We start from the raw sequence: 22,295 nt of genomic DNA, 5'->3' as shown, positions 1-22,295 counted from the left end.
GATGAAAACGAATAAAGTTCTCGCCTCTTTAATTGGCATCACTTTAAGCAGCTATGTTGCTGCTGAAGATATAGAGTTGTATGTAAACCATGATGTGGATGTGGAAGAAAAACCGCGTGTACTGTTAATTTTTGATACATCAGGCAGTATGGCTTTTTCATCAACTAATGGTAATAGCTGTGGTTATAATAATTTTTTAGGCTTATTTAACTTATGCATAGATAGCCGCCTCGCTGCTGCGCAATTTGCCATGAATAAAGTGGTATTAGATAACGAAGACACTATCGATTTTGGTCTAATGCGCTTTGAAAGAAATTCAGCTGGAGGATATGTTGTAAATGGTGTTGGTAGTGATTCATCCGTGGTACGTACTTCTATTGCCGGGTTACCAGCAGATGGGGGAACACCATTAACAGAGACACTCTGGGAAGCATATTTGTATATTACTGGGCAGGAGGTTCAATACGGAGAGGGCGTTACTACTGCAGAGCGTGATACAAATGTAGAATTACGTACAGGTAGCCAATGGACAGACGTTGAGTGTGATTGGGTTTGGAATCGCCGTCGAGGTTGGGTGTATGAATGTGAAAATATAGTAAGAGACAATTACGAGTATACTTATATATCACCATTTGCAGACAGTGAAGCTGAAGCAGCTCGTTGTGATAATTCAATTAATATTATTTACATGACCGATGGTGATCCATCTAATGACAACGGCAGTGATAGTGATATTAGTGATGAACATGAAAAGTACTTTGGAGAGCCATTAAACTGGAGCACCGATAGCTATTACAGTAACTACTTACATCAAATGGCTAAAATTATCCACGGTACAAGTGATGTTACTGTTGATTTATACCCAGCTACCCCCGATATTCACGAAACAGGCCGCTTATACACGATAGGCTTTGGTTCGGGTATGAGTGCCAATGGGCAAGAACTATTAAGGCGCGCAGCCTTATTAGGTGGTGGTGAAAACTTACCAGCAAGCACGCCAGATGAGCTTTCTAACTCGCTAAATAGTGCTATTTCTCGGATTCGTGAAGTTAACGATAGCTTTTCATCGCCTTCAGTAGCAAGTAACAACGTAGATCAAACACGTAGCCGCGATGCTATCTACTTTGCCATGTTCTACCCAGAAACAAACACACGGTGGGGCGGTAATTTAAAAAAATTAAAAGTATCAGGAAGCGAAATAGTCGATTCAGCGGATAACACTGCGCTTGATTCAAACGGTCTAATAGACACTGATGCTAAAACATTTTGGTTGCCAGATGGGCAGTCTGCCGATGGTAACTTAGTAGCACAAGGAGGTGTAAATTATCACTTGTCTTCATTAACAGGCTCACCCGCTGAAGACAGGCGTAATCTTTATACCGATAAACAAGGCGATATAGTTGAGTTTACCACTAATATTGTGAGCGATATTTTAGATTTAGTCACCAACAACCCAATTAGCCTAGCCAGCTCTGATATTAAATGGGCAATGGGAATAGATGTTGATGATGAAGATAATGATGGCTCTAACACAGATCAACGTAGTGATATTTTTGGCGATCCTTTGCATTCTAAGCCCGTAGCAATCGACTATGGTAATGATGACATACGTATATTAATTGGTACTAACGCCGGCTTTTTACATATGTTTAAAGATGATGATACTAATAACCAAGTAACAGAAAGCTGGGCATTCATCCCCTCTGACCTTTACGATATTATTCAGCCCTTACGCAATAAAGACACTGGTAAACTCTATGGTATGGACGGCCCAATCAGTGTTTATTTTAGTGATAAGAGCTTGAATGATGAAGGTATCAACGATGGTATTGTTGATGCGAGCGATGGTGATGACGTGTGGGCGTTTGCAGGTATGCGCCGTGGTGGGAAAAACTATTATGCCTTTGATATTACTAACCCTGATCAGCCAAAAAAACTATGGGATAATCCTATAGAGGGCGGTAAAGGCGATTTTAAAGAGCTTGCTCAAACGTGGTCAAAACCCCAAATAGCGTACATAAAAGCATTTGGTGATAAACCATTACTCGTTTTTGGTGCAGGGTATGACACGAATAAAGATGCCGTGGTAAGAAGTGAAGACTCAGTTGGTCGTGGTATTTATATTGTAGAAGCCGAAACAGGCAAAAAAGTGTGGGCTTTAACACCAAGCGAAAATGGATTTAAAGGTAAACACTCGATTGCAGCAAATGTATCAACGCTTGACTCAGATTACGATGGTTACATTGATCGAATTTATGCTGCCGATACCGGAGGCGATATTTGGCGTATTGATATGCCAGGCACAAGCACCAGTAATTTCACGCACTTCAAACTTGCAGAACTAGGTAGTAGTTTAGCAAGCCAGGACCGTAGATTTTTTTACCAGCCACTGGTGGCACGTACACTTTATAGTAAAGTAAGCGAAACAACAATTAATGGTGAAACCGTCATTACACGCTTAGATACACCGTATGATGCCATAGTAATAGGTAGCGGAAATCGCTCCAAACCAACAGGTACAAATGAAGACGATCAGCTGTTTATGATAAGAGATGAAAACACTGTAACTCAGTCATTCACGAGTGCCCCTACAGCGATTAAACCTGCAGATTTAATGCTAATGAACAGCGACCCGTTTGGTAATGCATTGGATGATGTAGATGAGTTTGTTGATTTAGAAGTTGATTTAGCTAAATTTAAAGGCTGGCGTTATGAATTAGGCACCGGCGAAAAGTCTTTAGCAGCAGCTACAGTGGTTGGCGGTGTCGCTTACTATACTAGCTTTACACCTTCATCTGAAACTTCGACAGAGAACCAATGTTCGTTAAGTGGCGGTGGCGGCTCGTTATATGCGTTCCATTTACATTATGGCACCAAAGTATATGACGACCTAAAATTTACTACTAGTTATGATGTGCCTGACACACCACAATTGTACTTCGGTGAAGGGCCTTCTTGTGCAGATGGCAACGGTGATGGCATGTGTGATGATAACCCAACCATTGAAGTGACCGAAGAAAGTCAGTTTTATCTAATTGGACCAGGAATAAAAGGCGAAAATGCACAAAATCCAATGAAGCCAGTAGAAATTATGGGTCCAGGTTTAACGGTTGTAGATGGTACCGTACAATTAGTGAATGACAACGATAGCGTAGGGTTTGGTTTTAAAACGCAACAAACCTATATTTATAAACGTGAAGAAAATGATGAAATTGATGATTAAGGAATATTAATGAATAAACAAGCACGCGGATTCACGTTAATAGAGCTAATGATAGCCGTAGCTATTGTAGGGATTTTAGCCTCAATAGCACTGCCAAATTATACTGAGTATGTAAAACGCTCTTCTCGGGCCGAGGCCGCAGCGGCGCTTTTAGACGCTGCTAACAAACAAGAGCAGTACTTTGTAGATAATCGTGAGTACACAGAGACATTTTCTGACTTAGGTATACAAGACACCACAGAAAACGGCCATTTTGAGCTGTCGATTGATGTGGATGATGACGACAATACCTTTATAATTACAGCTAAACCTATTGCGGGTGCAGTAAAAGGTGACGGTGATTGCACACAAATTACAATCACTGACACTGGTTACAAAGGCGCTAAAGGAACCAAAGGTAATTCAGATGTTGAGTATTGTTGGGGACGTTAACTAGGGCGTGTTGATCTTCGGTGGTTGAATTTGCAGCAGCATGTTTGGTTTTTAGGCAAGGCAGAGCCTATGAAGTGTGGTTCTTCCCCATAAATAGGCGATAACGCTGCATAAATGCCAAACATGCGCTCCTCAGGGTTCTGCCTAGGGGCGATAAACTCTTTGTTGCCTACATGGATGTAGGTAAGGGGCGTGAGCAGGACGCGGAAGCTTTGCTCGGTTTTTACTTATTCTTACATGGATGTAAGTCATTAGAATAACGCAGGAGCAGTTATCGAGCCCACTAGGTTACAAACCTCGCGCCGCGATTTAATCGCCCCTAGATTGAACAAATTTCAATCCGCAAAGGTCAACACGCCCTAGTTGCTCTGACACTTATCGGTTGATTTAACACGTATTCGGCCTGTTTGACTCACAGATAAAGCCAACCCCTCAAGGTTGGCTTTATCTTTATTGGGGCAATATATAAATGTTCCGTTTTGAAAACCATTCAAAGAGCCGTCAGGTCTAAAGGTAATTGCACTACGAGGGTATTGCATAGAATCTGCAACGTGCACTTTTTCAAATGTGCTCAATAGTAAGTCATCGGTGTCTAGTGACGTAGACTTATCATTATCAATAAACAGCGACATTTGCCCATCCCAATCATCTTTAGTGCATTGATTATCTTTTAAGCCACATAAAGTTACATAAGTGCCATTCTCAATGGCATAAAGGCGGCCATAATTAATGTTTCTGTGCAGTAAACTAACATGATTGTCGGCTCGGTTTTTCGCTAAAAAATCAGGAAAAACCGATAGAGAAATTTGGCTAACAATACTCACAATAGCAATAGATGCCATTAATTCTAAAAGCGTATAACCAGCCTGAGTTTGGGTAGATAACCTCATCCCTGAAGCCCTGAGTCAAAAAATGTATTAGCTCAGTGTAGTAAATGATAGAAATATGACAATATAAATCTGTATATTTTTTAACCGCAAGTTTGAGTTGTATCACCTGTATAAAAAGCTGTCCCCGATTGCGATAAAGTCAGTGCTTTATTATTTTCAGTACCACCATTAGGGCAAAAAACAAAGTCACCAGGGTTTGTCGTAATTCTCCCGCTGGTATTAAAACGTAAGCGGCGGTCATTCCCTGTAAAGGTTAACTTATCGTTATCTGATATTTCTTCCATGACTCTAAGCAATGTATCGGTAGCGCCATTATAGTGCCCATCGTTATCTACATCGATAAATACAGCTATAATTTTATTCTCGTCCCACTTTTTATTGCAGTTAAAAGTATCTTTACTATTTTTAATTCTACCTTGGCCAGTAGGGCATAAAACAACAATTTCATCTGTACTGGCAGCTTGTGATCGAGCAAAACTAATATTGCGCTTTAGTTCAAGTAAAAAGCTCTCAGCGCGGTTTTCTTCAAGCATGTCGCTGCTATCCCAAAGAGCAATAGAGGCAATAATGCCCACTATGGCTACTGCCACCATGAGCTCTAATAAAGTTAAACCGGTTTGGAATTTTTTCATATTATTTATACCTACTACATTTGTTATTATTATAGCTAGTTGAGAAAGATTTATAATTCAGACTTATAAATAATTATACCACGCTTGGTTGTTTTATCATCGAATTCAATTGCTTTGTTTGCTATGAACTCCGTGATTGTCTAAAATCGAGGCAACTAAAGCTTTAATAAGTAGTGAGCATGAAAAAAATAGAAGCAATCATCAAACCGTTTAAGTTAGACGACGTACGCGAAGCCTTATCAGATGTAGGTATTACGGGTATGACAGTAAGTGAAGTAAAAGGTTTTGGCCGTCAAAAAGGCCACACAGAACTTTATCGTGGTGCTGAGTACATGGTGGATTTTTTACCTAAGGTAAAACTTGATATTGTGCTAACCGATGAAGACGTTGAGCGCGCTATAGAAGTAATAGTAAAAACAGCGCAAACAGGCAAAATTGGCGATGGTAAAATATTTGTCACTGATGTTGAGCGTGTAGTACGTATACGCACAGCAGAAGAAGACGAAGAAGCAATTTAATTTTATAACGCAAAACATCTTTGTATATAAAGCTAAAAGGCTGCAAATAGTTATATTTGCAGCCTTTTTTGTAAGATACTAATTTTTTAAATAGTAAAACTACTAAAGCTTATTGCTCTTGAGAATGCGCTTCACGCGCTTCTTCAATTTCTTGTGCAATTTCTTGCGCTTTTTGCTTCGCTTTTTCGGTTAATTCGCCCGCTGCTTCTTTGCTTTTTATCCATGCATCAACTGCAATTTCTTTGCCATCGTCGTACATGTCTAAGCCCATTGCTTTACTTTGTTCAAGTAGCTCATTTAAAGACTCATCGTTTTTAAGATCGTTGGCTTTATCTTTTACATCGTTCCATGTATCACCAAGCTGCTCTTGCATTTGTGCGCTTTTATCTTTTGCATCTTCTTGAACTTGTTGAGCGTCTTCACAGCCCGTAAGAGTAATTAAAGTGCCTAATAAAGCTAAACCTGCTAATTTATTCATGTGCCATCTCTCCTTAGAGATAAATTATTAATTCATGTAAATAGTAGAACAATGAAAATGAACGCACCTGTAACAACACGCTTAAACTTCAAATTAATGAATGAACACGATTGGCCGCTGCTGCATGAACTAGATCAAGAACCAGCGGTAATGAAATATATAAACCGGGGTGTACCGTCGTCATTAAAGCAAATTAAAGAAATTGGGATCCCCAGAATGCTCGCCTATAAAAATACAAACAAAGGTTGGGGGCTGTGGAAAATCACCCTTAAAAAAGAGGGCTCTTTTATAGGGTGGGTACTTATTAGGCCTATGCACTTTTTTACTCAGACTCCCGATTTTTCAAATATTGAAATAGGGTGGCGCTTTAAGCAATCTAGTTGGGGGCAAGGTTATGCAACGGAGGCAGCTAGTGCATTATGTAGCGCCTTAAAAACGCAGCCAGAGATAAAAACGCTATCAGCAATGGCACTGGCCGATAATAAAGCTTCAATTAGCGTTATGCAAAAGCTGGGATTTTCCTGGGTTAAAAACTATATACACACTGATGAGCAAGGCGATTTGGATGCCGTTTTATACGCAAAGGCGTTATAGCATACAAAAAAATTACTTGTATAAACATTGACCTAGTATTCTATGGTATGCATAAATGAGCTAAGCGAGATTCTAATAATAAAGAAAGGATGTTTTATGGGGTTATTTTTTAGACCAAGTCGGCTCATTGTTAAGAGTGTGTTGATTGCACAGTTTTGTATATTTAGCGTGCAGGCGGAGCAAGTTACAAAAAGCGCTGTAGCAATGCCTGACTCGTTTAGTGCAAATACAGCACAGGCTATTTTAGAGCAAGGTGGCAATGCTGTTGATGCGGCTATTGCCGCGCAATTTGTTTTAGCGGTAACGCTTCCCGAAGCTGGAAATATTGGTGGGGGAGGCTTTATGCTTATACAAAAAGAGGGTAAAGGCGACTTTATAGACTATCGCGAAATCGCTCCCCAAGCAGCGCACAGAGATATGTATTTAGATGCCAAGGGCGATGTAATAAAAAATAAGTCAATTTATGGTATTCACGCAAGTGGTGTACCGGGGAGCGTCGCGGGTATGTGGCTGGCTCATCAAAAACACGGCACCTTAAAATGGCAAACATTAGTACAGCCTGCGGTTACCCTAGCAGAGCAAGGCTTCAAAGTGCCGCCCAAATTAGCTCAAGGGGTCGCACAATACATTGCTCATTTAGACAAGCAAAATATAAATGTAAATTTTAAACACTACTTTGCAGATATAAAAGCAAATCAGATTTTTAAACAGCCGGAGCTGGCCGCTACTTTAAAGCGCATTAGAGATAATGGTCAAGATGGGTTTTATAAAGGCGAAACCGCCCGCATTATTGCCAACTTTATGCACCAGCACGGTGGTATTATTAACAAAACTGATTTGGCTAATTACACTGCTGTGTCGCGCAGGCCTATAAAGGCTAATTGGAATGGCTATGAAGTATTAACCTCACCACCACCAAGCTCTGGTGGGATTGCTATTTTACAGTGGTTAAAAATGTTTGAGCTTAAAAAAAGCGAAATGGGGCTGGTACATAACTCTACTCAATATGTACATTTACTTGCTGAAATCGGTAAGAGAGTGTTTGCCGATAGAGCAGAGTACTTGGGCGATCCGGACTTTTTTGACGTGCCAGTAACTGAGCTTACTGATATTGATTACTTAAAAGCGCGCAGTAACGATATTTCTCTAACAGCTATTTCTACCACCGAAAACATTAAACCAGGCCTTAAAGAAAGTGAGCAAACCACGCATTTTTCTATTATTGATAAAATGGGTAATGCGGTGGCCAATACCACAACGATTAATTTAAGCTTTGGTAGTGGCGTTGTGGTTGAAGGTGCAGGCTTTATATTAAATGACGAAATGGACGACTTTAGCGCTAAACCTGGGGTAATGAACGCCTTTGGTGCACTTGGCGGTAAAGCCAATGAAATTCAGCCACACAAGCGTATGCTTAGCTCAATGTCGCCAACTATACTGCTTAAAAACAATAGCGTTAAAATGGTTACAGGCTCGCCTGGGGGCACAACAATTATTAGCTCGGTGTATCAGTCTATTTTAAATGCGGTTGAATTTAATATGAGCGCTGAGGATATCGTTAACAGCACGCGGTTTCATCATCAGTTATGGCCTAAAAATGTGATCAGAACGCACGCAGGGCTTAATGAAAACACAAAGGATGAACTTATAAAAATGGGCTACACACTAGATGAGCGAAGTTTTGGTGACTTGCAGGTTATTGTAAATAAGGACGGTCAGTTACAAGCGGCTTCTCAGGCTACAGGTCGTGGTGAGTCTCGGGTATTTTAACATTTTTAGCTAACCCCTTTAAGCTAAAGGGGTTAGCCTTTACTGTATTAACCAATTGCGGGTACTAATCCCAGCATTTGCATAAATTGGGCTACAATAATTACAATGCCGCACAGCCCTGCAACCGCTAACCCCACATTACCACTGCGCACTTTGTATCCCGTTTGAGGACCCGATTTACGCTGCTTATACACCATAGAAACCGGTAAAAATATTGCTAATACCACAAGGGCGATGGCTGCATAGCCAAGTGCCATTATAAATCCCTGAGGGTAAAATAACGCAAATCCTAAAGGGGGAATAAAAGTAATTAGTGCGGTTTTTATTCTCTCTGATTTGGAGTCGCCTTTATTAAATGCATCAGCAAAAAAATCAAATAAGCCTAAGCTAACACCTAAAAAAGAGGTGGCTAATGCTAAGTCGGCAAACAGAGTAACGGCGCTTGTTACCCGCGGATTATGTGCAATATTTGCCACACTCTCTACAAAGCCTGTTAAGCCATTACTATTGAGTAAATCACTTTGCTGCATAATACCTTGGCTAAGCAGTTGCCAAAAAATATAAATCACTAAAGGTAAAGCAGCACCTGCAATCATTACCTTGCGCAATACTTTTGTTTCTAGCCCTACATATTTAACAATTGACGGAATAGAGCCATGAAAACCAAACGAGGTAAAAATAACGGGTAAAGCAGATAAAATCAGCCCTTGCTCAACGGGCATTTCAAGTAAGTGCTTACCTTGTACATAGGGTGTAAGCATATAAAACAAGCTGCCTAGTACTAAAATTTTAATCGTAAACAACACGCGGTTAAGCTTATCTACTTTACTGGTGCCTAAAGTAACCACGCTACCTATTACAATGGCTAAAACTATAGAGGCAATTTGTGGTGCTATGTTTATGCTCAAATCACTACTAATACGCGACTGCAATTGTGCGCCACCCCCAGCTATATAGGCTGCACACAGGGCATAAAATAAAAATATCATCGAAAAGTTAGCAATGTACTGGCCGCGTTTTCCTAACCAGCGCTTTGCTAAGGTGTTTAACGTTGCATCTCTGGGGGCATGTTGGTGGAGCTCTAGCATTAATAATGCGGTGTAGGTCATCAGTAACCAGCTGGCTATTATCAGTGCAAGCGCGGTATTAAATCCAAGTCCTGCAGAGGCAATTGGCAATGCCAGCATACCTGCGCCTATGGTGGTGCCTGCAACAATTAACATGCTGCCTATTGTTTTATTTTTAAGCACTTAACTATCCTAAAATGTGTGAGAGGCACTCAAGATATAACTAGTTACTTAAAACATAAATAGTTTTGTAATAAATGCCGGTAAATAATAATGTAACTATGAATTTACAGCTGTATTTAGGCGTTTATATATACTGCGCGTTACTTTCGCGCGTATAATTTACTTTAATAGGGCTTCTATCTCCTCAGTGCAAAGGAATGGCGTGTGCCAGTTAAATTATCTTATTTACTACTTGTCATTATTTGGTGTACTACACCATTAGGTATTGTATGGAGCAGTGAAACAGTAGCGCCAACGCTTGCTGTTTTAATGCGCATGATTATAGGCCTATTTGTTGCTGGGTTAATTGTTGCTATAGCTAATATTCGTGTACCTTGGAGCAAAAACGCGTGTACGTTATACGCATACTCTAGTTTGGGCATTTTTGGTGGTATGTCATTAAGTTACATGGCTGCTACCACAGTACCTTCAGGTATTATTTCGTTAGTGTTTGGCCTTGCGCCTATTCTTTCTGGCTTTTTAGCGCAAAGGTTACTTAACGAGCCTAAATTTAGCCCTATTAAATTAATAGCGCTGAGCTGTGCATTAATAGGCCTATATTTTGTAAGTTATAACCAGCTACAAACCTCACAAGCTCAAGGTATAGGGTTGATGTATGTGTTATTGGCGGTCACGTTATTTAGCTTAAGTGGGGTAATGATCAAACGGGTAAAAATCGCTATTCACCCAATGGCAACCACGTTTGGAGCGCTGGTTTTTGTTACTCCGTTATTTGGGCTGTTATGGTGGATGGTAGATGGGCAAATAAGTACGGTTTATTGGAGTGCTCGCGCGTTATGGAGTATTGCGTATTTAGGTATCTTTGGCTCGATTGTAGGGGCTCTGGCGTATTTTCATGTATTACAAAAGTTAAACGCCAGTACTGTAGCCTTAAGTAGTTTAATCACACCAAGTTTTGCACTAGCGCTAGGCGCACTGCTAAATAACGAACCTTTAAGCCAAGAGCTCATTATAGGCGCCATTATTATATTTTTAAGCTTAACGCTATTTCAGTTTGGCGATAAGCTCATAAAGCGCCGCGGCAGCTAGCAGTTTAAGGCTATTACATTTTTGCTATCTGAATAATTAAACGGCGGTTTTTATTTCGCCCTAAAATATTTTCGTTAGTATCAACAAAGCGTTTTTCACCTAGGCCCGTGGTTTGCACTTTGCCCTCATCAACACCTAAGCTGACCATATAATCTTTTATAGCTTTAGCACGCTTACGCGATAAATCTAAGTTATTCCAACGGCCACCGTAGCTATCGGTATACGAATCAATACTGATAGACTCAATACTGGTATCATTTTTTAAATACTCAGCAATTTTATCTAAGCGCTTTTGCGACTCTTTAGTGAGCTTACTACTATTTGATTGGTAGTTCATTACAGTAAATGAAATATCTTCAAAGCTGTATGGTAAAAGTTCATCGCGGCACTGTAAAAACGCCCAGTAGGCTTGTTTAAAATTAACGCTTGAAATACCAACGGCAATTTTGTCGGCACTATTTTGCCAGTCTTGGTAGTAAAAGGTAGGATGAAACCCTTTTTCAAGTTCAGTTAGCATTTCCCAAGCAGTTTTATTGCCAAGCTCACCATCAAACTTTTTAAGTAACTTCATCGTGGTTATATCACGCGCGGGCAGGCCTGAACGCCACGCTGGTGGCACCGCCTTTAAACCGGCTATGTCGTAATTGTCGGGGCGCACAACCATATCAAGATTAAAGGTTAGGTTTTTGTTTTTACTCGCCGATGCCTTAAATATGGCTTCACCGTAGTAGGGCACTTCGTGGTTTAATTGGCACTGTAAGCGCGTTGTTTTTATAACTTCCCAATTGGAGTTATCTTGATTTGCGCTGTATTGGCGCATAGCCGCTTGCGATGAATAACTCATCAAGGCGGTGCCAAGGCTTACGCTAATAAAAAACAACTTACACTTCATAAAACGCTCCGGTTAATCTACTAAGCCAATATTTTGGCGTGCTACAAAAGCTGGGAACAATTAATTGCCAATACGGGTAGCAATTATTTAAAAGCAAATAGTATGCCTAAAATATATTAATTAAAAATTTATAAAGCCCTAGCCGAGTCACCCCCAATTTTGACATAATAGTGAGCTTATCCTCATAAACCAAGAAGACTATGGCAAATACTGAGCAAACACTTTTCGCACAACGCTTTCGCGGCTTTTTTCCTGTTGTTATTGATGTAGAAACCGCCGGCTTTAATAAAGAAACCGACGCTTTACTTGAAATTGCCGTATCCATTTTAAAAATGGATGACGAAGGGTTACTCAGCATAGATCATACCGTTCATTTTCATGTAGAGCCTTTTGAAGGTGCTAATATAGAACAGGCAGCCATTGAATTTAACGGCATAGACCCGTTTAGCCCGTTGCGTGGCGCAGTACCAGAAGAGGAAGCAATTAAAGAAATTTGTAAAGCAGTGCGTAAAGCGCAAAAAGCTGCTGGGTGTCAACGCTCAGTTGTAGTAGCACATAATGCTGCTTTTGATCATGGCTTTTTAAATGCAGCCATTGAGCGTAACAATATTAAGCGTACGCCATTTCATCCATTTGTGAGTTTCGACACCACCTCGCTTGCAGGGTTAGCTTTAGGCCAAACGGTACTTGCTAAAGCATGTAGAGCAGCGGGCATTGAGTTTGATAACAGCCAAGCACACTCTGCTCTTTACGATACAGAGCGCACAGCAGAGCTGTATTGTTTAATAGTAAATCGTTGGCAAGAACTAGGGGGCTGGCCATTAGCGCCACTCCCTGAAAGTGACGCTCAAGAAATTGAAAACACTCAAGAGGATACTAAAACGACTGAGTGATTTTTCCCTCAGAAAGTTTTACTAAGTGGGGTGGATAAATACGCGAAAACTGTTTTGTATCTTTTGCTATTTTAAGCTCCACACCTGGGTGCATTATTTCATTAATTTTAAGTCGGCTAGTTGCCAATAGCTGAGAAATTTTTTGCTTAACCAATCTTTTTTGTCGTTGAACCTGCAAAGCGCGTGTTTTTATATGTTGCTCATTAGCGGCAATTTTATCGAGTAGTTGTTGGCGTTGAGCAGCAACAGGAATTTTTATCGCTTTTTCTTTAGCTTGTTTAAGCGCCGATGTTTTACTGGCTAACACTTTTTCAAAATCAATTATTTGAGATTGTTTTGAGCGCAATTCATGCCAGTTTTGAGCTAGAAACACACGGGTTTTAGTACCTGCCGGCGCACCTAGTTCACCGGTTTCAATACGCATAGCATCAAGAATATTCCCCCCAATTATTTTGCCGCGCGGGTTACCTGCTTTACCCACACGTATTAAGCGCCTTGCGCTTAAATTACAATGCAATGCTTGGCGTTCTATAAATAAATCTTGCGCACTTTTAATATTACAGTACTGGGCATAGCCAATAGAAATAGTACCCTTAGCAGAAATTTCGCAAGTAAATGCTTCTTCATTTTCACGTTTACGGCCAATAGCGCCGAGCATAATAGTTACTGCACTTTGGCTTTCAATCGTGCCTGATTCAACAAACCCTAATACAGTAATATCGCCATTGGCTTTAACCCGCATACCGTCTTTTACATCACCAGAGATAATTACACTACCATCAAAATCAACGTGGCCTGTACTTACATCCACATTATGAAAACATAAAACATCGTCAACCCGCATGCCCCTAGGTAAGGCCACAGGCACGCCTTTACAATCAGCAACTAGCATGTTTGGGTTATTAGGGTCTATTTTTGTGCCTTCAAAGGGCTGTAATTGATGCTCTTTACCAGGCGTTGCCTTAATCATATCGCCAAAAACCGTATAGCCATCTTCACCTGGTGTAGCAGCCACACGCTGCATTAAAGGAGTGCCGGGTTTTACCGTAATAATAGCGCCAAGGTCTTTCATATCCACCTTGCCGCCTTCTTTTGCTTGGGGGCTAAGTACGCGGTCTTGCGCAGTAGAGCAAAGGCGAACAAACCTCGCATCACTGCCTTCTTTGGGGTTTCGGCCATGGGCCACAATAGCGTTATATGCTGTACCTGCAGGGTGAGAAAACTGCTGACCTAAAAACGTATCAAGTGCGCGAGGGCTAATGCCTTTTTTCACGCCAGCTTCAGCCAAAGCGGCTTGAGCTGCCTCCATAGAGAGTAAAGCACCGCCTCTGGCCGTGGTAAGCGTTGCCTCTGCAACCATGTTTTTTTCATCAACGTTAATAACAAGGCTCGCGTCCGTGGCCTTGGCAATTACTAATGATTCTTGCTGATAATTTTTACTCGGTGAAAATAACTTCCCAATATTGCCAGAGAGGACTTCAAACTCGCAATAATCCGACTGTTCAAGCAGCTCAATAAGTTGAGCACTCGTTACCGGAAATCCATTATCAATAGGGTGCGCAGATAACGCCAGCTCCCCCGTTTGTTCATTAAATAAAAAAACCGACATTTATAAATTCCCTACGTAATATGCCTGTTATTATGATTATTATTTTTACTACTAAAGTCTTATGGTTAGTGTAAAATTTAACTCCTTATTTGAGCACAACTTGACCGGTATGTTAAGTAAATGTTCAGTATTTGTTTGCTTTTTTACAAACTTGTGCTTATTTACTGTTCAGTTGATTCAGTTAGCTAAAATAAAAGTGTCACACCCCTTGAGTATCAGTCGTTTACTCAGTTATACTGCCCTCACTGAAAGAAATTCATATTTCAGGGGCTGATTAGGATTCGACGGAATTCAAGAAGCCTGAGGTGCATGTCGAGGTGCGGTTTGCCTCGTAAAAAAGCCGCAATTTAAAGTAATCGCAAACGACGATAACTACTCTCTAGCAGCTTAGGCTGGCTAGCGCTCCTTCCATGTATTCTTGTGGACTGGATTTTGGAGTGTCACCCTAACACCTGATCGCGACGGAAACCCTGGCCGGGGTTGAAGCGTTAAAACTAAGCGGCCTCGCCTTTATCTACCGTGTTTGTCCGGGATTTAAAGGTTAATTAAATGACAATACTAAACATGTAGTACCGACGGTCGAGGCTTTTCGGACGGGGGTTCAAATCCCCCCAGCTCCACCAATACAGGTATTTAAGTTCGTTACTTAAAACCCATAAAAAAACCGCCAATTTGAGCAATCAAGTTGGCGGTTTTTTTATGGGTTTAATTTATTCTGTACTTATAGTGGTTAGCTTCATTTTTAACGATCTTACTTTCATTTTAATACTAATAATAATAAGCGTTAAAAACGACATTAAGCTAATTAGCAGAGTTAAATCTAAAATTGGTGACTTGGCAAGTTGTGTGTTTGCAGGCGAGGCAGGCAAAGCGTCAGGCTTATTTTGTTGTTGCCTAATATAGCTTTGGCTTATCCAATCAACGGCGTTGATCCACTGAATTTTATCTGGGTTATCGTTAGTAAGCTTGCTCATTACATGAGCGTCGCTGTTGAGCGATTTAGCAAGGTTAATTAATTGCTCCCAAAATACATGTTCCGTGCCTAGCGCGTCTATTTCTTGTAAGTGCTGCTTTAACTTTTCTGCGCCCATGCTGTTTATGTTTGGTTGCTTTAGAATCTTTGCGTAACTGTTTATGTGCGCTGAAAAGCGAGCAAAATAGCTATCAATTTTTTGCTGCGCCCTTTGGTCAAGCTCATCTGTGCTGTGGGTGTTAGGCAAGCTGACTTCTGGGTGCTTTTTTTGATTTGCTAAGTATTGCTTGTAATGAACGTAATTTAATGTTGTAGAGGGCGAAGCTATTGAGCTGTCAATCTTACTAATTTTAAATGTGTTAAAGCTTATTACTGCTGAGCAAATAAGGCAGATGAATAATAAGCTATAACAAAAAAATAATGCGCTTTGCAGTGCTAATTTGGGCAAGGCGGCAGGGCTATTTATGCCGGACTTTTTTATGCTGGTTAATTTACGATCTATGTTTTTAACCGCAGGCTCGCTAGGTGAAACAACCAATTTAGTACCCGTGGCGCTTTGAGGTGCCCTTACACTTGCATGTGGCTCTACTTTGGTTATTAAACCAAAACTTTTTAGTTTAGATTCTGTTTTAACTGCATCAATACTCGATAGGTCTTTGACGAGTGCGTAGGCTCGGCCATCAAATAATTTTACAGCGACATTATGGGGAATTTTTAAAAACAGACAAAGTTGCTCTTGTACGGTACTAATGTCAGCATTTTGGTGTAACTGACCATTAAAAATAATTTTAAATGAGGCGCTCACGCTATGTCCTTATTCGTGCAACTTCCATTGAGGAATTTTTATTATTGTTTTAACACGCTGTTAATTTACCAGATAAAATAAGGGGTTTCTAGTATTTGGCCTCATTAAACTAGTAAAAAAGCCTGAATAAAATTTGTTCTATTAAATTTTTAATGCATTGTTTTGTGGTAGCTTTGATGGAAGTGCTTGTTTTTATGTTGTTTTATTGGGTACGCGGTATATGGGCTTTTATAAAGCAATTTTTGTGAGTTGTTTACATTAATTAATATGGTGAGAGAAACGGTTAGCGTGCTCTGTAGCATTTAAATACATTGCCCTTTGCTAGGGGGGGGTTACAAAGGGCAACAAGGGTGCTTTATTTTACAGCTGCTTTGATAGGCGTATCACCATCAAACAACTCAAAAACGCGGTTGCCATTAAATGCGTTAGTAGCAATATGTAATAGGGCATTGGCAACGTTTTCGCGGCTAATTTTAGCTTTAGAGCGATCGCTTGGGCGCTCGGTGGTTACTTTCATTGAGGCGCTTTCATTGGTTAAAGTGCCAGGGCGCACTATGGTGTAGTTTAAGCCACTGTTTATAAGGTGCTCATCAGCCATATGTTTGGCAACTAAGTAAGGCTTTAAGTCGCTTTCAATCGAGTCTGGATCGTCAGCGCCAATAGAGCTGATCATAATAAAATGCTTAACGCCATGCTCTTTAGCATACGTTGCTGCTTTGGTGGCTGCCCATAAATCGATTAGCACGGTTTTATCTGTGCCTGTACTTCCGCCAGAGCCCGCTGCAAATATTACTTGGTCGCAATCTTTTAACGCAGTAGAAAAGTCGCCTTCGAGGTCTTGCTCTACAATAGTTAAAAACGGGCTATCTAAATCACTTAGCTTACTTTTATCGCGCACTAATGCGGATACATTTTGCTCGTTTTTTAAAAGCAGCTCGGTTGCCATTTTACCTATTTGCCCGCTAGCGCCAATAATTAGGGTCTTACTCATAATTAATTCCTTCTCAATTTAGTGTAAAGGTGTTTGGTACAAATAGACCTTGGGGTAGGCATTCTTTTTTAAAGGGTAAAACAGTGTTTTTATCAATAAATTGGTCATTTAAAAGCAGATAAAAAATGAGTCTGAACTGAGTATGAAAATTAGCTGCTTTTTGCCGTGTTTATTCGATCATTATGCTGACTTCGGTGACATAATTATGATGATACAAACTAATGCGAACAGCATGTTCTTGGTAGTTATAGTAAAGGGTACGATAGGTATTATCGCCTTTACTATTAATGGGATCCCCTAGTGCATGTTGATAAAATTTAGCAATATCATTGATAGAAGCAGCCAAATACCCAGTGCGTACTTTGGGGTATTCGTCAGTTACATCCATAGTGGTTATGAATTCTTCGGGTAAGGGGATTTCGGTTACGTTTTGGCTAAATGTGTTGAACGATATTGCAGCGAGTAATGCTGCAGCACAGGTTAAAGCTTTCATTGTTTTCCTTTTATTTATACCTATTCGCATTCGTACATAGGGTGCGCATGGGTATATAAATTCCTTTTATAGATATTATTTTACGCAAAAAAAGAATGATGTCATTTAAATTTTATTTCGTATTAAATCACGAACTATAAAACGCGCTGGGTGAATAGCTTGGCTTACACGCTCGCTTAGTGGGCGTGGCTCATTATTTAATGTACTAATAAAGTGCTCGCTTAACAGCGGTGCACTGCATAATGCGCGCGCGCCAAATCCGGTAAAAATATGTAAGCCTTGATGTGGCTTTTGCAAAGGCGAGTATTGATAGCGTTTACCTAAGCGTAAATTAGCAAAGGCGTTAATATAATCGCTTTGCTCACACCATTGTCCTGCCATTGGCAAGTGATCTATAAATGTGCAGCGCACAGCTGCTTTAGCACTGGTAATGTCACCTAATGTGGTGGCAAAGTCGCTTTGCTGGTAAAAGCTAAGTAGTTGCTCATGGTTTAGCTGGTTGTCTTTTTCTGTAACGGCGCGACTTTTTGTGTTTTTTTCAAATGTTGCGCCCATACAGTGCTTGCCTAAATAGGCGGGGGTAAAATAACCTTTATGGCACAATACGGTTTTAAGTTGCTTAGATTGTTCACTCGCTTGAATATGCGATACTTGACCACGTACCCCTACAATAGGTAATGCGTTTGTTTGTTCAAACGCATCGCTATGCTCACCTGCACATATTATTACATCACTAAAAGGGCCATATTGGGTATGCTTGTGGGTTAAATACCAGCCTGCATCGGTTTTAGTAAGCTGCTGTATATGGCAATTAAAATAGCTATTAATGGAGTTAAGGCTATTGGCCGCTTTTAGCATTGCCTCAACTAGCTGGGGTGGGTTTACCCAGCCGCCTTGCTCAAAATAAACGCCGGGGTAGCCGGTTGTTACGCCTGCGAGTTTATCTCCTTGCTCTACAGTTACATTGCGTATTAAGGCTTGAGGCCATAGCTGTTTTTGTTCTAAGTTTTGGTGTTTATCGGCAAGTGGTTTTTTTACCGCATGTTGCAGCACACCGCACCAGCTATAATCAAAATTAAAGCCGTTTTTTAGTAGCTGTTGGTAGCTGCGTTTAGCGTATAAAAAACTATGCGCAAATAATTCACTGTGAGGTGAGTTTTTAGCTTGTAAGTGCGGGTAAACCGCGCCTTGTACATTATGTGAAGCGCCCATAGCTGGTTTTTCATCTTGGCAAAATAGGGTGCTTTTAATGCCCCGCTTAGCCAAACTGTGCAAAATACAGCTACTTGCAATTCCGCCTCCTATTACAGCAACATGTTCTAGCTTGGCAGGGGGGTGTTCAAAGTACGGGGGCGATGAGTGCGCACTATTTGCATCTGCTAATTGACCTATCAGCATTTCGCGTTTTCGGCCAAAACCTTTTGCTTTTTGCATATTAAAGCCTGCGGCTATTAAGCCTCGGCGTACAAAGCCTGCCGCGGTAAACGTGGCTAGTGTTGCCTGCTTGCGCGATATATCAACCATGGCGTTAAACACACTTTGTTGCCACATGTCGGGGTTTTTACTCGGTGCAAAGCCATCTAAAAACCACGCATCGACCACCCCTGATTGCGGGTAGCTCATTGCATTTATTGAATCAAGCACGTCGCCAAAATACAAATCAAGAATAACCTGGCCGCTATTAAATTCTATACGATGACAGCCGCCTAAATTTATAGGGTAGTGCGTTATTAATTCATCACTAAGTTTGTGTAATGTTGGCCACGCTTGCAGTGCTTTTTTTAGATCATCAGCATTAAGCGGGTATTTTTCAAACGAAATAAAATGCAACCGCTTAACCCGTTTGTCTACTTGATTTTGAACTTGTTGATTGGCAAGGTGGTCATTAAATTGTTGCCATGCATTTAAAAAGTTTAAGCCAGTACCAAAACCGGTTTCGGCAATAACAAAATGCGCTTGGTCATGATTTTGTAACCGCGCCTGTATATTGTTTTGTTGATAAAATACGTAATGCGATTCAGCAAGGCCGTCGTCATTAGAAAAATAAACATCGTCAAAGTTATCGGCTACCGGTGTGCCTACTTCATTAAAGTGTATTTGGGCGTTTTTTATCATGACTTATTAAATTTTTAGACAGTATTTTTTAATTATTTTACGGGTTTTCTTTGAAATAGTCTGGCGTTATTTATAAGCTATTAAATTCAGAGTACAGGTGTACGCTAGAAAGCTGACCACTTAACACCTAAAAACAGCGTAAAATACACAGTAATTTAGTATCAAGCTAAGGGAATTACCCATGAGAAGAGCCGTAATTACGGGTATCGGTGTTGTATCAAGCATCGGTAATAACAAACAAGAAGTATTAGAGTCACTAAAAGCGGGCAAAAGCGGTATTGCTTTTAACCAAGAATTTGCCGATTACAACTTACGCAGTAATGTGTCAGGCAAAATTGATATTGATGTTAAAGAACACGTTGACCGTAAAGCAATGCGCTTTATGGGTGATGCTGCTGCTTACTCTTATATTTCTATGAAGCAAGCAATTGAAGATGCAGGCTTATCTGATGAGCAAGTATCTAATGAGCGCACGGGTTTATTAGTTGGCTCTGGTGGTGGCTCTTCAAAGTGGCAAGTAGAAGCAGCCGACATTTTGCGCGAAAAAGGCGTAAAACGTGTAGGCCCATATATGGTACCGCGTACAATGGCGAGCACCACATCGGCCTGTTTAGCAACGCCATTTAAAATTAAAGGTGTTAACTATTCTATAAGCTCTGCGTGTGCAACATCTGCACATTGTATTGGTCACGCGGTTGAGCAAATTCAATTAGGCAAGCAAGATGTTATTTTTGCCGGTGGTGGTGAAGAGCTACACTGGACCCTTGCAATGGAATTTGACGCAATGGGCGCATTGTCTACCAAATACAACGAAACGCCAGAAAAAGCATCACGTACGTACGATGCAAACCGCGATGGCTTTGTTATTTCTGCTGGCGGCGGTATTGTTGTAGTAGAAGAGCTTGAGCATGCACTTGCTCGTGGCGCACATATTTACGCAGAAATTGTAGGCTATGGCGCTACATCTGATGGCTACGACATGGTAGCACCTTCAGGTGAAGGCGCAGTACGCTGTATGCGCCAAGCAATGCAAGGCGTTGATGCACCAATTGATTATTTAAACACGCACGGTACATCTACGCCAGTGGGCGATGTTAAAGAGCTAGGTGCTATTCAAGAAGTGTTTGGTGGTAACTCGCCGCTTATTAGTGCGACTAAATCATTAACGGGTCACGCACTGGGTGCTGCGGGTGTTCACGAAGCTATTTTCTCAATTTTAATGATGGAAAACGATTTTGTAGCGCCATCTATTAACGTTGAAGAGCTAGATGAGCAGGCACAAGGCCTTAACATTGTAACTGAGCGCCGTGATGCGCAGCTTAATACGGTTATGTCTAATAGCTTTGGCTTTGGTGGTACAAACGCCACATTAGTTATGAGCAAATATAAAGGTTAATTCGTTTTCTCTTTATAGTGATTAAAAGCCGAGCATTGCTCGGCTTTTTAGTTTGTGTAATGGCTCGGTTGTTCGTTACAATAGCGCCTCATTTTGCCATACGGACTCCCCAATGAAGATTCTTGCCGATCAAAACATGCCTTTAGTTGAGCAGTATTTTGCAGACTTTGGTGAGGTAACGCGCTTTGATGGTCGAAACTTAGCACCCGATGCGTTAATTGATGTTGATGTATTACTTACGCGCTCGGTTACTAAAGTAAACAGTGACCTGCTTGCTCATGCTAATAAATTAAGCTTTGTAGGTACCGCCACTATTGGTGTTGATCATATAGATACACAGTTACTTAATAAGAAAGGCGTTGCCTTTAGTAGTGCCCCAGGTTGCAATGCAGTGGCGGTGGCTGAGTATGTAATAAGTAGCTTGTTTGCATTAAGCCAAGAAAACGCAGTCCCTCTAAGTGGTCAAACAATAGGTATTGTTGGGGTGGGTAATATTGGCAGCTGTTTAGCACAAAAACTAAAAGCGCTTAATGTTGATGTTTTATTATGTGACCCAATTAAACATGAGCAGGGCTTATTAGCCGAGCATGTTGAGCTTGACGAACTACTTGAGCGCGTCGATGCGGTTACTTTTCATGTGCCGCTGATTAAAGCAGGTGAGCACAAAACGCATCATCTAATTGATGAAAAACGTCTTAACGCGTTAAAGCCTGGGTTAGCAGTTATAAATGCGAGCCGTGGAGAAGTGATTGATAACCACGCTTTGTTATCGGTTATGGAGCAAGGGGCAGACTTAGATTTGGTTCTTGATGTTTGGGAAAACGAGCCTAACATTTTAATCCCATTGCTTGATCATGTGCGCTATGCCAGCGTGCACATTGCTGGGCATACTCTTGAAGGAAAAGCCCGCGGTACACAAATGCTATATCAAGCACTGTGTAAATTAAAAGGTGTAACCGCAGAAAAGTCGCTTTCTGATTTTTTACCACAACCTGCCGTTACAAGCCTAAGTTTAGAGAGTAGCTTTACTGAGGCTGATATTGCGCGTTTAGTGCATTTGATTTACGACGTACGCCGCGATGATGGCATTTTGCTGCGCAACTTAGCAAAAGACGGGTTTGATAGTTTACGTAAAAACTACCCAGTAAGGCGTGAGTTTAGCACTTTAACGGTGCAAGGTGGTACGCAGCATACAGATGCATTCGCTCAGCTTGGCTTTAACACCGCAAACTAATTTAACTAGCAGTGTTGT

The 22,295-nt window shown here is 40.9% G+C and carries 19 protein-coding genes and 1 other RNA gene; 10 read left to right on the top strand and 10 right to left on the bottom strand.

The features are described 5' to 3' along the window. The first annotated feature begins 1 nt into the window (after nucleotide 1). On the top strand, nucleotides 2–3,223 hold the full coding sequence (locus QUE46_RS11710; protein ID WP_286244906.1) for a pilus assembly protein: 3,222 nt from the start codon (nucleotides 2–4) through the stop codon (nucleotides 3,221–3,223). 9 nt (nucleotides 3,224–3,232) lie between these two features. Continuing rightward, complete coding sequence (locus tag QUE46_RS11705) at nucleotides 3,233–3,655, top strand: type IV pilin protein (RefSeq protein ID WP_273609763.1); 423 nt, start codon at nucleotides 3,233–3,235, stop codon at nucleotides 3,653–3,655. A 359-nt stretch (nucleotides 3,656–4,014) separates the two neighbouring features. On the opposite strand, the gene QUE46_RS11700 is transcribed toward QUE46_RS11705, so the two are convergent. Continuing rightward, nucleotides 4,015–4,545, bottom strand: a complete 531-nt coding sequence (locus QUE46_RS11700; protein WP_286244905.1) for a GspH/FimT family pseudopilin — start codon at nucleotides 4,543–4,545, stop codon at nucleotides 4,015–4,017. Nucleotides 4,546–4,625: 80 nt separating this feature from the next. Beyond that, nucleotides 4,626–5,177 carry a GspH/FimT family pseudopilin gene (locus QUE46_RS11695; protein ID WP_286244904.1) on the bottom strand — a complete coding sequence of 184 codons (552 nt, stop codon included), beginning with the start codon at nucleotides 5,175–5,177 and terminating at the stop codon, nucleotides 4,626–4,628. Between the two features lie 179 nt (nucleotides 5,178–5,356). On the opposite strand from QUE46_RS11695, the gene QUE46_RS11690 reads away from it, so the two are divergent. Continuing rightward, nucleotides 5,357–5,695: a P-II family nitrogen regulator gene (locus tag QUE46_RS11690; RefSeq protein WP_004588371.1), complete on the top strand. Its 339-nt coding sequence runs from the start codon at nucleotides 5,357–5,359 to the stop codon at nucleotides 5,693–5,695. A 109-nt stretch (nucleotides 5,696–5,804) separates the two neighbouring features. Here QUE46_RS11690 and QUE46_RS11685 read toward each other — a convergent pair whose 3' ends face one another. Beyond that, the gene (locus tag QUE46_RS11685; RefSeq protein WP_286244903.1) at nucleotides 5,805–6,173 is read right to left on the bottom strand and encodes a hypothetical protein; all 369 of its coding nucleotides are present in this window, start codon (nucleotides 6,171–6,173) and stop codon (nucleotides 5,805–5,807) included. Nucleotides 6,174–6,224: 51 nt separating this feature from the next. Between QUE46_RS11685 and QUE46_RS11680 the strand changes: the two genes are divergently transcribed. After that, on the top strand, nucleotides 6,225–6,767 hold the full coding sequence (locus QUE46_RS11680) for a GNAT family N-acetyltransferase (protein WP_286244902.1): 543 nt from the start codon (nucleotides 6,225–6,227) through the stop codon (nucleotides 6,765–6,767). A 96-nt stretch (nucleotides 6,768–6,863) separates the two neighbouring features. Further along, on the top strand, nucleotides 6,864–8,537 hold the full coding sequence (ggt, locus tag QUE46_RS11675; protein WP_286244901.1) for a gamma-glutamyltransferase: 1,674 nt from the start codon (nucleotides 6,864–6,866) through the stop codon (nucleotides 8,535–8,537). A gap of 47 nt (nucleotides 8,538–8,584) precedes the next feature. Here the strand turns inward: ggt and QUE46_RS11670 are convergent, their stop codons facing one another. Then, nucleotides 8,585–9,787 (bottom strand): aromatic amino acid transport family protein, encoded by a 1,203-nt coding sequence (locus tag QUE46_RS11670; RefSeq protein WP_273609757.1) that lies wholly within the window; start codon nucleotides 9,785–9,787, stop codon nucleotides 8,585–8,587. Between the two features lie 204 nt (nucleotides 9,788–9,991). Here QUE46_RS11670 and QUE46_RS11665 point away from each other — a divergent pair, with 204 nt between their 5' ends. Continuing rightward, a complete protein-coding gene (locus tag QUE46_RS11665; RefSeq protein ID WP_273609756.1) occupies nucleotides 9,992–10,876 on the top strand; it encodes a DMT family transporter in 885 nt (294 codons plus the stop codon). Nucleotides 10,877–10,889: 13 nt separating this feature from the next. On the opposite strand, the gene QUE46_RS11660 is transcribed toward QUE46_RS11665, so the two are convergent. Next, on the bottom strand, nucleotides 10,890–11,768 hold the full coding sequence (locus QUE46_RS11660; protein ID WP_024032261.1) for an OmpA family protein: 879 nt from the start codon (nucleotides 11,766–11,768) through the stop codon (nucleotides 10,890–10,892). A gap of 200 nt (nucleotides 11,769–11,968) precedes the next feature. On the opposite strand from QUE46_RS11660, the gene rnt reads away from it, so the two are divergent. After that, nucleotides 11,969–12,661: a ribonuclease T gene (rnt, locus tag QUE46_RS11655; RefSeq protein ID WP_273609755.1), complete on the top strand. Its 693-nt coding sequence runs from the start codon at nucleotides 11,969–11,971 to the stop codon at nucleotides 12,659–12,661. On the opposite strand, the gene QUE46_RS11650 is transcribed toward rnt, so the two are convergent. Then, on the bottom strand, nucleotides 12,645–14,270 hold the full coding sequence (locus QUE46_RS11650) for a DUF342 domain-containing protein (protein WP_286244900.1): 1,626 nt from the start codon (nucleotides 14,268–14,270) through the stop codon (nucleotides 12,645–12,647). The two genes, rnt and QUE46_RS11650, sit on opposite strands and share 17 nt — an antisense overlap. Before the next feature lie 266 nt (nucleotides 14,271–14,536). On the opposite strand from QUE46_RS11650, the gene ssrA reads away from it, so the two are divergent. Then, nucleotides 14,537–14,893, top strand: a transfer-messenger RNA (tmRNA) gene (ssrA, locus tag QUE46_RS11645). An 87-nt stretch (nucleotides 14,894–14,980) separates the two neighbouring features. On the opposite strand, the gene QUE46_RS11640 is transcribed toward ssrA, so the two are convergent. The 4 genes from QUE46_RS11640 to mnmC form a co-directional block, all read right to left on the bottom strand. Further along, nucleotides 14,981–16,048 carry a hypothetical protein gene (locus QUE46_RS11640; protein ID WP_286244899.1) on the bottom strand — a complete coding sequence of 356 codons (1,068 nt, stop codon included), beginning with the start codon at nucleotides 16,046–16,048 and terminating at the stop codon, nucleotides 14,981–14,983. Between the two features lie 355 nt (nucleotides 16,049–16,403). After that, a complete protein-coding gene (locus QUE46_RS11635) occupies nucleotides 16,404–17,039 on the bottom strand; it encodes an NAD(P)-binding oxidoreductase (protein WP_273609739.1) in 636 nt (211 codons plus the stop codon). 169 nt (nucleotides 17,040–17,208) lie between these two features. Beyond that, nucleotides 17,209–17,532 carry a hypothetical protein gene (locus QUE46_RS11630; RefSeq protein WP_273609738.1) on the bottom strand — a complete coding sequence of 108 codons (324 nt, stop codon included), beginning with the start codon at nucleotides 17,530–17,532 and terminating at the stop codon, nucleotides 17,209–17,211. Nucleotides 17,533–17,637: 105 nt separating this feature from the next. After that, nucleotides 17,638–19,647, bottom strand: coding sequence for a bifunctional tRNA (5-methylaminomethyl-2-thiouridine)(34)-methyltransferase MnmD/FAD-dependent 5-carboxymethylaminomethyl-2-thiouridine(34) oxidoreductase MnmC (mnmC, locus tag QUE46_RS11625; RefSeq protein WP_286244898.1), 2,010 nt, complete (start codon nucleotides 19,645–19,647; stop codon nucleotides 17,638–17,640). Nucleotides 19,648–19,828: 181 nt separating this feature from the next. Between mnmC and fabB the strand changes: the two genes are divergently transcribed. Next, nucleotides 19,829–21,043 carry a beta-ketoacyl-ACP synthase I gene (gene fabB / locus QUE46_RS11620; RefSeq protein WP_273609736.1) on the top strand — a complete coding sequence of 405 codons (1,215 nt, stop codon included), beginning with the start codon at nucleotides 19,829–19,831 and terminating at the stop codon, nucleotides 21,041–21,043. Nucleotides 21,044–21,155: 112 nt separating this feature from the next. Beyond that, the gene (locus tag QUE46_RS11615; protein ID WP_286244897.1) at nucleotides 21,156–22,277 is read left to right on the top strand and encodes a 4-phosphoerythronate dehydrogenase; all 1,122 of its coding nucleotides are present in this window, start codon (nucleotides 21,156–21,158) and stop codon (nucleotides 22,275–22,277) included. The last annotated feature ends 18 nt before the right edge of the window (nucleotides 22,278–22,295 follow it).

The sequence above is a fragment of the Pseudoalteromonas sp. MM1 genome (genome assembly GCF_030296835.1).
Lineage (GTDB): Bacteria > Pseudomonadota > Gammaproteobacteria > Enterobacterales > Alteromonadaceae > Pseudoalteromonas.
The sequence above is the reverse complement of the archived record's forward strand: the minus strand, read 5'-3'. Positions and strand labels throughout refer to the sequence as shown.